The organism is Aliidiomarina halalkaliphila, from assembly GCF_007096385.1.
Taxonomy (GTDB): domain Bacteria; phylum Pseudomonadota; class Gammaproteobacteria; order Enterobacterales; family Alteromonadaceae; genus Aliidiomarina; species Aliidiomarina halalkaliphila.
The window spans coordinates 31443-45123 of record NZ_VJWL01000005.1; the positions used below are offsets into that span (position 1 = coordinate 31443).

Sequence of the window (13681 nt, forward strand, 5' to 3'; positions counted from 1 at the left end):
TGAAGGCAGCACGGTTATAAACCTGCCTGACGGGTCATTAAATACGAGATAAGTAGCGTTGGTGCCCGGGGCCGGACTCGAACCGGCACACCATTTCTGGCGGCGGATTTTGAATCCGCTGCGTCTACCAATTTCGCCACCCGGGCATTTTTTTGAGGTGGCGTTCTCACGAGGAGAACGCTGCGCATTATACCCATGATCACGCGCGGTGCAAGCGTTGCTGAAAAAAAAGAGTGCATCATGTATCATCTTGAATCTTTCGTGTTCAGGAATTAATCACATCATGTCGGATAGTCGCATCTCTGAGGAATTTTCACCGGAATTCAGCACCTTCCCTCGCGCCGGATTTTGGCGTCGTATCGGTGCCATTATTTATGATTTGTTAGTGGTCGCCGCGGTGATTATGTTTGCTGCTGGGGCCGCATTGACCTTGGTTGCTGTTCTTGTCTCCGCGGGATTGATCAGCCTTGCCGAGGGCCAAGACCATGCCAGCGTAATTCAAGGCAACCCATTGTTCACGCTCTATATCATTGCCGTAATTCTATTGTTCTATACGGGATTCTGGCGCCGAGGTGGACAAACCTTGGGGATGCGCGCGTGGCGCATGCGTGTGCAAAATAGCGATGGCTCGCGAATTAGTTGGAAACAAGGTCTCATTCGCGCCCTTACCTCCCTATGTGGCTTAGGTAACTTCTGGGTGTTATTTAACCGCGAAAAGCTTGCCCTACAAGATAAGATCGCCGGATGCGAAGTAGTGGTTCTGACATCGGAAGCCAATCAATACAAAAACTGGAAGCGCAAATAATTGCGCTTCTTCCGTAACGCTTAAATACGGTTGCGACTAAGAATGTATATCGCGATAGATGCGAAGATTAGGCCCGGCAAGACGGCCCCTAAGAACGGTGGTATTTGATACACCTGAGATATGGGGCCAAACACTTCATTAAACACATGAAACACAAAACCTGTCACGACCCCCAACAATACCCGAGCCCCCATAGTAACCGACCGCAGCGGCCCAAAGATAAACGACAGCGCCACCAATAGCATTACCGCAACAGTAAAGGGCACCATCACTTTACGCCAGAACGCCAACTCATAACGGCTTGCATCTTGTCGGTTCGCTTTCAAATAATTCACGTAACTACTTAGCCCAGAAATCGACAAAGATTCTGGGCGAACGGTGAATATACCTAACTTCTCGGGCGTTAAAGTTGAACGCCAACTCCAACTGGCCAGGCGATAGTTGCGCACTTCTGTGTCTGAAACTTCTGTATATTGGGCATCATGGACGCGCCAATCCGGTCCAATATAGGTGGCACGACCGCCATGCACTACTTTATCCAGTTCGCGCCCGGTAAATTGATAGATGGTGACATTGCGCAAGCGCCCAGTATCTTCAACTTCACCGATATGAATAAAGTGCTCACCATCTTTAGCCCAAATACCATGCTCGCCACTAATTAAACTTCCCCCTGAAACCGCTTGTGCGCGCAGCTGACGCGCTTGCGCTTCAAGTTGTGGCGCTACCCACTCACCAATCACCAACACCGCGAGCATCATTACTACGGAGGCTTTCATCACCGAAGCAATAAGATTCAAACGCGAACGTCCGGCCGCCATCATTACAGTGAGTTCGCTATTGCTGGCAAGCAAGCCCATGCCAATTAAGCCACCGAGTAGTGCCGCTATGGGAAAGAACATTTCCACATCGCGTGGAAAGCTCAGAACCACAAATACCAGCACATCGGTCATTTCATAGGTCCCGCGCCCAATAGCGCGAATTTGTTCAACAAAGCGAATCAGAGCACTTAGTCCAGTAAGCACAACCAAGCTTAATAACGAAGTGACCAGCACTGTTTTACCGATATAGCGATCGAGGATACTAAACATTAGCGAAGCCCCCGTATTGCAGCTCGGAAACGGTATCCCGACGGTCGTTCACGAATAAGCAAAGATATACCGATAATGAATAACCCCGCATGAATCCACCACAACCCTAACCCTTCAGGGAGCGAGCCATCGGCTAATGCGCGTTTCGCCGCCATCAACACCATAAAGTAGCCCATATAAATCAAAATCGCGGGACCCATCTTGGCAAACTTGCCTTGGCGGGGATTCACCCGACTTAACGGCACCGCAATCAGTGCAAGCAACGGCATCGCTAATGGAATCGCGATACGCCACTGCATTTCCGCATGGGCTTCACTTCCAGGTGTATTTAGGAGTTCTTGCGTAGGTACTGCTTCTAAACGACGGCGTTCTTCATCGTATTCTTGTTCGCGGATCTGTATCTGGTATTCATCAAAACGCATCACATGGTGATCGAGGTTTACCAAAGATTGTGAATAACGGCGTCCATCATCCAGCACCAATAATTGCGCACCATTGGGCATGGTTTCCACGCGACCTCGAGCAGACATCACCACACTGGCACGTTGATCGTCGGCGTATTCACCGCGAGCGGGTAACTGGGCCACAAAGATCTCTTCCAGTTCGCCATCACGACCTTGGCGTTCGACAAAAATCACCGCTCGCTGTTGCGCCGCTTGTTGAAAACGCCCGGGTTGAATCACAGACACACCTGCCTCCGCTCGGGCGCGCTCAGCCAAGGCGTGTTCTTGGGCCAATGCCCACGGACTCAGCCACAAGGTAAGCACAGAGGTAATAATGGCGATAATTACTGCGAACACTAAGGTAACCCGTGCGATATACCACTCACTTACACCACAGGCATGCAGTACCGACATCTCATGATCGGTATACATACGACCATGGGCCATTAAGATACCCAAGAAAAGACTGATCGGCAGGATCAACGAAGCCAAACCCGGCAACTGAAGGCCGAGCACTGCAAGAATCAATTGCGCTGGAAGCTGTCCGTCGGATGCCTGCGTCAGTATTTGCACGAACTGCTGGCTGACAAAAATAGTAAGCAGCACCAGAAAAACAGCGATTTGTGCTTTGAATGTTTCTCGTAAAACGTAACGAAATATGAGCACGTGCCCAATCCTTAACTTCGTTTTTCACTGGAATTCACTGAATATTTCAGTAAACTCTGTATTTTGGCAAGTTTAATGTGCGAAAACTGAGTATTTACGGCTTCTGTTAACCCGATTTTTTTAAGTTAACTTATTTGATACAGCCCTGTTATGGCTCACTTGGTTTGTTTTCTTAGGGAAAACCAAAGCGAGCTAGCAAACTCAGGCTGTCGTATTCGAGAATACTTCAGGCGCGCGACAATGATGCCACGCTTGGCATCAATAAACCAGAAATGGGAGTGATTATGGAATTCAATGTAAAGAGCGGAAGCCCCGAAAAGCAACGCTCAGCCTGTATCGTTGTCGGTGTCTTTGAACCGCGCAGATTATCACCCGCGGCAGAACAACTGGATAAAATTAGCGACGGGTACCTCAGCAACCTGCTTCGCCGAGGCGACATTGAAGGAAAAGCAGGCCAAGTGCTGCTGTTACATAATGTTCCAAACGTATTGAGTGAGCGTATTTTATTGGTCGGCTGTGGGAAAGAGCGCGAGCTCGATGAGCGCCAGTATCGCCAAATTATCAGCAAAACCATTGCCACCCTTAACGACACAGGTGCCATGGAAGCGGTCTGCTTTTTGAGTGAACTACATGTAAAAGGACGCGACACCTATTGGAAAGTTCGCCATGCAGTAGAAGCCGCGCAAGCAAGCTTATACGTATTCGACCAACTCAAAACTCATAAAGAAGAGCCGCGTCGACCATTGCGCAAATTGGTATTCAATGTACCCACGCGTCGTGAATTACCCATCGGAGAGCGCGCGGTAACCCACGGTTTAGCAATCGCTAAAGGGGTCAAGCTATGCCGGGATGCGGCAAATATGCCCCCGAATATTTGTACGCCTGTGTGGCTAGCAGAACAGGCGGAACTGTTAGCGACTCAATACGAGCCGCTGAAAGTAGAGCGAATTAACGAGTCCGATATGGCAGAACTTGGCATGAACGCCTACTTGGCGGTGAGCCAAGGTTCTGCTAATCCAGCGGTAATGACGCTCATGCATTATCGTGGTGCCAAAGACGATCGCGCTCCAATTGTCTTGGTCGGTAAAGGTCTTACTTTCGACTCCGGCGGTATTTCCATTAAACCTGCCGAAGCCATGGATGAAATGAAATATGATATGGGTGGCGCTGCTGGCGTGCTGGGCACCATGCAAGCGCTAGCCGAATTGCAGCTTCCCATCAACGTGATTGGAGTGCTCGCTGGCTGTGAAAATATGCCAGATGGGCGTGCCTATCGCCCAGGCGATATTATTAAAACCATGTCAGGGCAAACCGTGGAAGTGCTCAATACGGATGCCGAGGGCCGCCTTGTGTTATGCGATGCCCTCACCTATGTAGAGCGGTTCCATCCGGAAGCAGTGATTGATATTGCTACCCTCACCGGCGCCTGTGTTATTGCCCTAGGTGCCCATGCCACTGGATTATTAAGCAATCACAACCCGCTTGCCCATGAATTACTGAATGTCGGTAAACTCAGTGGAGACCGCGCATGGCAATTGCCGTTGTGGGATGAATACCAAGAAATGCTCGATAGCCCATTTGCAGATATGACCAATCTTGGCGGACGCCCTGCGGGAACCATTACCGCGGCGTGCTTCCTGTCGCGCTTTACCAAGAAATATCATTGGGCGCATATGGATGTCGCAGGAACTGCTTGGAAAGGTGGCAAAGATAAAGGCAGTACCGGTCGTCCTGTACCCATGCTGACCCAATTTTTGTTGACCCGTGCTAACGCAGCGCAGAGCGAATAACTGTGGCCCAAGTCACATTTTATGTGCTGAATAGCGAGCAACAACCCATGGATATGGCCTGCGAGTTGTTGCTCGCACGTCTGCAACAAAGGCAGCGTATTGCGGTAGTTGCCGATAACCGTAAAGCGGCCGAAGCCTTTGATGAGCTATTGTGGCAACGCCCAGCAGATCGATTTATCCCTCACAATTTATTGGGGGAAGGTCCAGCTGGAGGCGCGCCCGTTGTGATTGGCTGGGATCAACCATTCAGTGCTTATGGCTACACTAAACATTGTTTACTGAACTTAAGTGAGAATGTTCCCGATGATGCCCATAAATACCGGCAGATCGTCGATTTCGTTCCCAGTGATGAAGAAGGTAAAACAAAAGCGCGTGAACGCTATCGGCAATACCGGCGCTTAGGGTTTGAGCTCAGCACCCAAACGCTCACCAACAACGAATAAACACCAAATATTGTATTGAAGGACACTATGGATAAGACGTACTCGCCCCAGAATATCGAGCAACCGTTATACGAACGCTGGGAAAAAGCAGGTTATTTCCGTCCCTCCAATCAGGGCGACTCTTACTGCATTATGATTCCACCTCCAAATGTAACCGGCTCGTTGCATATGGGGCATGCGTTTCAGCATACGTTGATGGACACCTTAGTGCGCTACAAGCGCATGGATGGCTTTAACACCCTGTGGCAAGTGGGCACGGATCATGCGGGTATCGCCACGCAAATGGTGGTGGAACGCAAACTAGCGGCACAAGGGGTGGATCGCCACAGTCTTGGACGCGAGCAGTTCATCGACAAAGTGTGGGAATGGAAAGCGGAGTCTGGGGGTACCATCACCAAGCAGATGCGTCGTTTAGGCGACTCTGTCGATTGGGAGCGCGAGCGCTTCACCATGGATGACGGCCTCTCAAAAGCGGTGCAAGAGGTGTTTGTTCGCTTGTACGAAGATAATTTGATTTATCGCGGTAAGCGGTTGGTGAATTGGGATCCAAAACTCAAAACCGCGATTTCTGATCTTGAAGTAGAAAACAAAGAAAGCCAGGGCAGCCTGTGGCACTTACGCTACCCGCTGGCAGATGGCGCCACAACAGCAGACGGTAAAGCCTATCTTATCGTTGCCACAACGCGCCCTGAAACCATGCTCGGCGATGCCGCCGTTGCGGTGCATCCAGACGATGAACGCTACCAAACCTTGCATGGCAAATATATCGAGTTACCACTCACAGGGCGCCGCATCCCGATTATCGTGGATGACTACGTGGACCAAGAGTTTGGATCCGGCTGCGTAAAAATCACCCCAGCCCACGATTTCAACGATTACGATATTGGTAAGCGCCACGACTTGCCGTTGATTAATATTCTCAGCGACGATGCCCATGTGCTCTCCGCTGCTGAAGTCTTTGATTTAAAAGGTCAGCCGCGCACTGACGTGGGCACTGACCTGCCAGCGGAGTTTGCTGGCCTAGAACGCTTTGCTGCCCGTAAAGCCATTGTTGCTGCGATGGATAGCGCCGGCTTGCTCGACAAAATCGAAACGCACAACAATAAAATTCCATATGGCGATCGCTCAGGGGTAGTCATTGAGCCTTTCCTGACCGATCAATGGTATGTGCGCGTTGCGCCTTTGGCAGAAACGGCGACACAAGCAGTTGAGAACGGTGATATTCAGTTCGTGCCAAAGCAATACGAAAACATGTATTTCAGTTGGATGCGCGACATCCAAGACTGGTGCATTTCCCGTCAGCTCTGGTGGGGACATCGTATCCCTGCTTGGTACGACGATGCTGGTCATGTTTACGTGGGTCGCAGCGAATCGGAAGTGCGCGCAAAACATGGCATCGCCGAGAGCGTTCCCTTACACCAAGATAACGACGTGTTAGATACTTGGTTTTCCTCTGCACTTTGGACTTTCTCTACCTTGGGATGGCCCGAAGATACTGAGGCATTAAAAACATTCCACCCAACCGATGTGTTAGTCACCGGTTTCGATATTATTTTCTTCTGGGTAGCACGCATGATCATGATGACCATGCACTTCCTCAAAGATGAGCAGGGCAAACCACAAGTACCCTTTAAAACTGTGTATGTCACCGGTCTGATTCGTGACGAGCAAGGCAATAAAATGTCGAAATCGAAAGGGAACGTCATTGACCCCCTAGATATGATCGACGGTATTAGTCTCGACACCTTGCTCGAGAAGCGCACCAGTAACCTGATGCAAGAAAAGCTCGCTCAGCAAATCAGTAAGCGCACGAAAGCAGAGTTTCCCGAAGGGATCTCTGCCCACGGTACCGATGCGTTGCGCTTTACCCTAGCAGCTTTAGCGTCAACGGGCCGTGATATCAACTGGGACATGAAGCGCCTTGAAGGCTATCGTAACTTCTGCAACAAACTGTGGAATGCCAGTCGCTACGTACTGATGAACACCGAAGAGCAGGATTGCGGTACGCAAGGGGGCGAGATGGAGCTATCCCTAGCAGACCAATGGATTATTGAGCGTTTCAACGGTACCGTGAAGCAATTCCGAGGAGCCCTTGATCAATATCGTTTCGATCAAGCGGCGGCTATTGCCTACGAATTCACGTGGAACCAATTCTGTGACTGGTATTTAGAATTAACCAAGCCGGTGCTCGCTCAAGGCAGCGAAGCGCAACAACGGGGCACCCGTCATACTCTAGTGAATATTCTGGAGCAATTGCTGCGGTTATTACACCCACTGTTGCCATTTATCACAGAAGAGATTTGGCAGCGCGTATCGCAGCTTGCAGGTACCCATGCGGATACCATTATGAATCAACCTTATCCGCAGACTCAGGCGGTTCGCTTCGCCCAAGCCCAAGATGATATGGAATGGCTAAAGCAAGTCATCGTGGGAATTCGTAATATCCGTGGCGAGATGGATTTATCCCCGAATAAACCATTACCTGTGCTCATCACCAAGGCAGACGACACGGCAAAGCGTCGACTCACCGACAATGCCTCATTCTTGGCCGCTCTCGCCAAGCTAGAGACAGTCACTTTCTTAGCTGAGGGTGACGACCTGCCGGCCAGTGCAACCGCCTTAGTGGGCCGTATGGAGATTCACATTCCGATGGCTGGCTTAATTGATAAAGATGCGGAACTGGCCCGTTTAGGTAAAGCCATTGAGAAAGCACAGAAAGATCTACAGCGCGTTGCCGGAAAACTCAACAACGAAAACTTTGTGAGTAAAGCACCAGCCGACGTGATTGAAAAAGAACGGGAAAAACTGCGCGAAGCAGAAGATACCTTAGCGCAATTACAAGAACAGCACGCCCGTATCCTCGAAATGTAGCCGCCCCTGCGGTCATTAAAAAACCCCGATAAGCGAACGCCTATCGGGGTTTTGTTTATTCTGCGTTTACTTTACTTGGCTACTCTTCTTCTTCGTCGCCAAGAAAGGTGCCCCAACCGTCATACTCTACATTGCAGGCATCAGCGACCTTGCAAATTTCCCGCGTTTGGTCTGCGAGCACTTTCTGATCCGGCAGGCATTCAACTATTGCGGCAAAGTAAAAACAAGGTGTGCCATCGTCGAGCTGAAATTCCTCGGCGTCTTCAACGTGATAGCCTAACTTCACGAGTTCAACGGCGGCTTTCTCGAGTTTGCTAAAATCTGAGCTGACAAGATGATGTTCAATTTCTAACTCAAGATCGTCATCAAATCCCGCTTCTAGGATCGCTTCAATAGTTTCGTCGCTTTGCGCCAATAGGGCTTCTAAATCATTCATGATGACCGGGCTCCTTCACCCTCTGTCTGCTGTTGTGCGTAAGCACTAACTTCACGATCAAGCTCGGTAATTTTATGCAACATCTGTTGATACATATCGGCCATGAGCGCGCGAACGTTGTCGCGGGAATAACCGTCAACAGGCACCGGCGGCAACATTTCGATAATCACTTTACCATTGTTCCAACGGTTCAGCTTCACTTTTTTGGTGGTCGTCGACATACACACAGGCACCATAGGAACCTTGGCTTGCACCGCTGTATGAAAGGCGCCTGTCTTAAAAGGAAGCAACCCTTTGCCATAACTACGGGTACCCTCGGGAAACATCCAAATTGAAAGTTCTTTGTCTTTGATCGCCGACACCGCTGAAGAAATAGTGCCATGGGCACGGGAGCTGTTCTTCCGATCAATCAGAATGTTCCCTGATAACCAATAAAGCTGACCGAAGAAAGGAATCCACTTCAGGCTTTTCTTACCGATGGTCACCGTGCCCGGCAACAGGCTGCGACTCATGGTAAAAATATCGTAGCTATTTTGGTGATTGGCCACATAAACATAAGGACCACCCTGGGCCACTTCGTCGGGCACACGGATTTCCAGCGTGATGCCGAGGAGCTTATGCATGCGTCCAAACAGATGAGCAAAGAGCGCAGTGTTGTTGCGATGAAACGGGCGCAGCAGGCAAAACAGTGAGCCTAAAACCCCCGCCAGAACAATAAAAATGCCGATAATCAGCAATCGAATTACAGCTAACATGTGTTCACTTAAATTTATAAACGAACGCTCAGTATACCTGTTTCGAACAATAATTGCTGCCAAAAATAAAGGCCCACTTGGTCAAACCAGAGGGCCTTTTCGTGCGTACAGTTGTACTTATTTACGACACATCATCGGATTCCGTAGGTTCCACCGGAGCGGCCGTTACCTGCTCAACTTGTAAGGCATCGACCCGCTGTAATCCCCGGGGCAGTTTATTGCCTCGACGACCACGCTCACCGCGATAATGCTCTAAATCTGACGGCTTCAGCGATAATTTACGCCGCCCTGCGACAATGGTCAGAGTCGCGTCTGGAGCAAATACAGCGACAGCCTGCACATACTCTTCCCGAAGTTTGGCACGACTCGACGGAATGCTCATCATCTTGTTCCCTTTGCCTTTCGCTAACTGCGGCAAATCTTTTACTGGGAACACAAGTAGGCGACCTTCATTCGACACAGTAGCGATAAGATCCCGCTCCACATCGGTGACCGGCTGAGGTGGCAATACCCGCGCCGAGCTCGGCAGACTTAACAACGCTTTACCGTTTTTCACCCGACTCTGCATATCGACAAACTTGGTCACAAAGCCATAGCCCGCATCGGATCCCATCAGCCATAAGCTTTCGTCTTTACCCATCAGCACTTGCGAAATGCTCTCCCCCGCCACTAGGCTAAAGCGTCCAGTAAGCGGTTCTCCTTGGGTGCGTGCCGACGGCAAGGTATGCGCCTCACAGCTAAAGCTCCGCCCTGAAGTATCAATAAACACAACGGGCTGGTTTGAGCGCCCAGAGGCTTGCCCCAAGAAGCTATCCCCAGCTTTGTAATTCAATCCCGCGCCATCAACATCGCCACCTTTAGCGCAGCGCACCCAGCCTTTTTGCGATAACACAACAGTAACCGGCTCCGAAGGCGTTAATTCCCGTTCGCTCAATGCTTTCGCTTCCTGACGCTCAATCAAGGGTGAACGACGGTCGTCGCCATACTTCTCTGCGTCTGCGACTAACTCTTTTTTCACTAAGGTTTTTAAGCGGCGTTCTGAGCTCAACAAGAGCTGCAGGGCGTCACGTTCTTTGCTTAATTCGTCTTGCTCTGATCGCAGTTTCACTTCTTCCAATTTCGCCAAGTGGCGTAATTTTAGTTCAAGAATGGCTTCGGCTTGTGTATCCGACAGGGAGAAGCGCTCCATCAACACCGGCTTTGGCGAATCTTCGCGACGAATAATTTCAATGACTTCGTCGATATTCAAAAATGCAATCAACAAGCCATCGAGAATATGCAAACGTCTTTCCACTTTATCCAAGCGGAACTGCAAGCGGCGAGTGACGGTTTGTAATCGATATTGAATCCACTCTTTGAGAATAGTCACCAGCGGCTTCACCTGCGGCCGACCATCAAGACCGAGCATATTCAGGTTCACCCGATAACTTTTCTCCAAATCCGTGGTGGCAAACAAATGTGCCATTAACTGTTCGGTATCAACACGGTTTGAGCGCGGCACCACCACCAAACGCGTCGGATTCTCATGATCTGACTCATCCCGGAGGTCCGACACCATAGGTAATTTCTTCGCCTGCATTTGTGCCGCGATCTGTTCCAAAATCCGGGCACCGGAGGCATGGTGAGGCAAGGCATCAATCACAATCTCGCCATCATCGATGCTGTAACGCGCACGCATTTTTACGCTGCCCTTGCCTGATTCGTAAATCTTCTCAATGTCTTCGGCTGGGGTAATAATCTCTGCATCGGTTGGGTAGTCAGGGCCTTTGATATGGGCCATCACGTCCTGCAGACTCGCACTTGGCGTATCCAGCAGCATAGTGCATGCTGCGGTCACTTCACGTACGTTATGGGGCGGAATATCCGTGGCCATGCCCACGGCAATACCGGTCACTCCATTGAGTAAAATATGCGGCAAACGTGCGGGCAGGATTTTTGGCTCTTCCATGGTGCCGTCAAAGTTGGGCACCCAATCAGATGTTCCCTGACCAAGTTCACTGAGCAACACTTCCGAGAAACGAGATAAGCGCGCTTCGGTATAACGCATGGCTGCGAAGCTCTTAGGATCATCCGCAGAGCCCCAGTTCCCTTGTCCATCCACTAACGGATAGCGATAGGAGAATGGCTGCGCCATTAACACCATTGCTTCGTAACACGCCGAATCACCGTGAGGGTGGAATTTACCCAACACGTCACCCACGGTACGCGCGGATTTTTTATACTTCGCTAATGCGGAGAGGCCCAATTCAGACATCGCATAGATAATCCGACGTTGAACCGGCTTCAGACCATCACCAATATGCGGAAGTGCGCGATCCATGATCACGTACATGGAATAATTCAGGTACGCATCTTCGGTAAACTTATGCAGCGGTAATTGTTCTATGTTTTCTAACGCTGTACTCATGCAGATTCCCAATCGTTGTTATTCTGCCCGTCGTGCTCTAAATAAGCTCGACCAGATTTCCTTTGGTTTCTAACCACTCTTTGCGATCTGGCGACCGTTTTTTCGCCAACAACATGTCCATTAAGGTATCCGTATCCGCCGACTCATCTACGGTAAGCTGAACTAAGCGACGGGTATTTGGATCCATGGTAGTTTCACGCAATTGCAGCGGGTTCATTTCGCCCAAGCCTTTAAAGCGTTGCACATTCACCTTTCCGCGTCGCTTCTCTGCTTCAATACGGTCGAGTATCCCTTGCTTCTCGCTTTCATCAAGCGCGTAGAACACTTCTTTACCGACATCGATACGGTACAAGGGCGGCATAGCCACATACACATGACCAGCAGACACCAAGGGGCGGAAATGCTTCACAAACAAAGCACACAGCAAGGTGGCGATATGCAGTCCGTCGGAATCCGCATCGGCGAGAATACAAATCTTACCGTATCGCAGTTGGGTTAAATCCAAAGCGCCTGGGTCAACCCCAAGGGCCACCGAAATATCGTGAATTTCTTGAGAGGCAAGAATTTGGTCTGGATCCACCTCCCAAGTATTTAGAATTTTACCGCGTAATGGCATGACCGCCTGAAATTGGCGATCCCGGGCTTGTTTTGCGGAGCCGCCCGCAGAATCCCCTTCCACTAAAAACAACTCACTGCGGTCTGGATCTTGGGACGCACAATCCGCCAACTTACCCGGTAACGCCGGACCTTGAGTAACGCGTTTACGCACTACTTTCTTGGCGGCTTTCATGCGCCGTTGCGCACTGGAAATACAGAGATCTGCAATCAATTCCGCTTGGTCTGTGTGCTCATTCAGCCACAAACTGAAGGAATCTTTCACCACACCCGACACAAATGCAGCCATTTGCCTTGAGCTTAGTCGTTCTTTGGTTTGCCCAGAAAACTGGGGATCTTGCATTTTCACCGAGAGGATATAGCTACAGCGGTCCCAGATATCTTCGGGAGTTAAGCGCACACCTCGGGGGAGCAAGTTACGAAATTCACAGAACTCGCGCAAGGCCTCGAGCATGCCCTGACGCAATCCATTCACATGGGTTCCACCTTGCGGAGTCGGAATCAAGTTCACATAGGATTCGCCAATGCCCTCGCCGCCTTCTGGTAACCAGGTCACTGCCCACTCTGCGCCTTCTTCAGTGGCATGCAATTGGCCAACAAAAGGATCTTCCGGCAGCCGTGGTAAATCCCCCAAGGCTTCGATGAGATAGTCACGTAAACCATCTTGGTAACACCAGGTAATACTTTCGCTGTTTACATGGTCTTTGAAGGTAATGGTTAACCCTGGACATAACACCGCTTTCGCACGTAATTGGTAGCGTAAGCGGGTGACCGAGAATTTCGGTGAGTCGAAATACTGAGGATCTGGCCAGAACCGCACCCGCGTACCGGAGTTGCGCTTGCCGACTGTACCGGTAGCCACAAGGTCTGATACCTTGTCGCCATGTTCAAAAGCCATTTCAAATATTTGTCCATCACGACGCACGGTGACATCCACCCGGGTAGATAGCGCATTCACAACGCTAATCCCCACCCCGTGTAAACCGCCGGAGAACTGATAGTTCTTGTTTGAGAACTTACCACCCGCATGGAGCTTGGTCATGATCAGTTCTACACCAGGAATACCCTCTTCTGGATGGATATCCACCGGCATACCACGACCATCGTCAATCACTTCGAGTGATTGATCGGCGTGTAAAATAACTTCGATAATGCGTGCGTGTCCTGCTAACGCTTCATCCACAGAGTTATCGATAACCTCTTGTCCCAAATGATTTGGGCGAGTGGTATCGGTATACATACCGGGACGACGTTTGACAGGTTCGAGGCCGTTAAGGACTTCAATCGAGTCTGCTCGATAATCTTTATTTTGAGTTGTCATGGAAGCAACGTACCTGATTATTCTTGTATTCGAGCTATCCT

The 13681-nt window shown here is 50.1% G+C and carries 10 protein-coding genes and 1 tRNA gene; 4 read left to right on the forward strand and 7 right to left on the reverse strand.

Annotated elements, in window-relative coordinates; translation table 11 throughout:
• Positions 1–59: 59 nt before the first annotated feature.
• A tRNA-Leu gene (locus FM042_RS11315) sits at positions 60–146 on the reverse strand.
• 137 nt (positions 147–283) lie between these two features.
• Here FM042_RS11315 and FM042_RS11320 point away from each other — a divergent pair.
• Entirely contained in the window at positions 284–805 is a 522-nt protein-coding gene (locus FM042_RS11320; protein ID WP_143236557.1) for an RDD family protein, read from the forward strand.
• 20 nt (positions 806–825) lie between these two features.
• Here FM042_RS11320 and lptG read toward each other — a convergent pair whose 3' ends face one another.
• Together lptG and lptF are read right to left on the reverse strand one after the other, a co-directional pair.
• Positions 826–1893: an LPS export ABC transporter permease LptG gene (gene lptG, locus FM042_RS11325; protein ID WP_143236558.1), complete on the reverse strand. Its 1068-nt coding sequence runs from the start codon at positions 1891–1893 to the stop codon at positions 826–828.
• Positions 1893–3002: an LPS export ABC transporter permease LptF gene (gene lptF / locus FM042_RS11330; protein WP_143236559.1), complete on the reverse strand. Its 1110-nt coding sequence runs from the start codon at positions 3000–3002 to the stop codon at positions 1893–1895. Before lptF ends, lptG begins: the two co-directional genes overlap by 1 nt.
• Positions 3003–3286: 284 nt before the next feature.
• On the opposite strand from lptF, the gene pepA reads away from it, so the two are divergent.
• From pepA to FM042_RS11345, 3 genes are read left to right on the forward strand one after another with little or no spacing between them, the layout of a single operon-like run.
• Entirely contained in the window at positions 3287–4792 is a 1506-nt protein-coding gene (gene pepA, locus FM042_RS11335; protein ID WP_143236560.1) for a leucyl aminopeptidase, read from the forward strand.
• Between the two features lie 2 nt (positions 4793–4794).
• Positions 4795–5235 carry a DNA polymerase III subunit chi gene (locus tag FM042_RS11340; protein ID WP_143236561.1) on the forward strand — a complete coding sequence of 147 codons (441 nt, stop codon included), beginning with the start codon at positions 4795–4797 and terminating at the stop codon, positions 5233–5235.
• Between the two features lie 27 nt (positions 5236–5262).
• Entirely contained in the window at positions 5263–8106 is a 2844-nt protein-coding gene (locus FM042_RS11345) for a valine--tRNA ligase (RefSeq protein WP_143236562.1), read from the forward strand.
• A 79-nt stretch (positions 8107–8185) separates the two neighbouring features.
• Here the strand turns inward: FM042_RS11345 and rraB are convergent, their stop codons facing one another.
• The 4 genes from rraB to parE all read right to left on the reverse strand — a co-directional run bounded on the left by rraB (position 8186) and on the right by parE (position 13640).
• Entirely contained in the window at positions 8186–8545 is a 360-nt protein-coding gene (gene rraB, locus FM042_RS11350) for a ribonuclease E inhibitor RraB (RefSeq protein WP_143236563.1), read from the reverse strand.
• Complete coding sequence (locus tag FM042_RS11355) at positions 8539–9297, reverse strand: 1-acylglycerol-3-phosphate O-acyltransferase (protein WP_143236564.1); 759 nt, start codon at positions 9295–9297, stop codon at positions 8539–8541. The genes rraB and FM042_RS11355 overlap by 7 nt, the downstream gene beginning before the upstream one ends.
• Before the next feature lie 121 nt (positions 9298–9418).
• Positions 9419–11704: a DNA topoisomerase IV subunit A gene (gene parC / locus FM042_RS11360; RefSeq protein ID WP_143236565.1), complete on the reverse strand. Its 2286-nt coding sequence runs from the start codon at positions 11702–11704 to the stop codon at positions 9419–9421.
• A 37-nt stretch (positions 11705–11741) separates the two neighbouring features.
• Positions 11742–13640, reverse strand: coding sequence for a DNA topoisomerase IV subunit B (gene parE / locus FM042_RS11365; protein WP_143236566.1), 1899 nt, complete (start codon positions 13638–13640; stop codon positions 11742–11744).
• Positions 13641–13681: the final 41 nt, after the last annotated feature.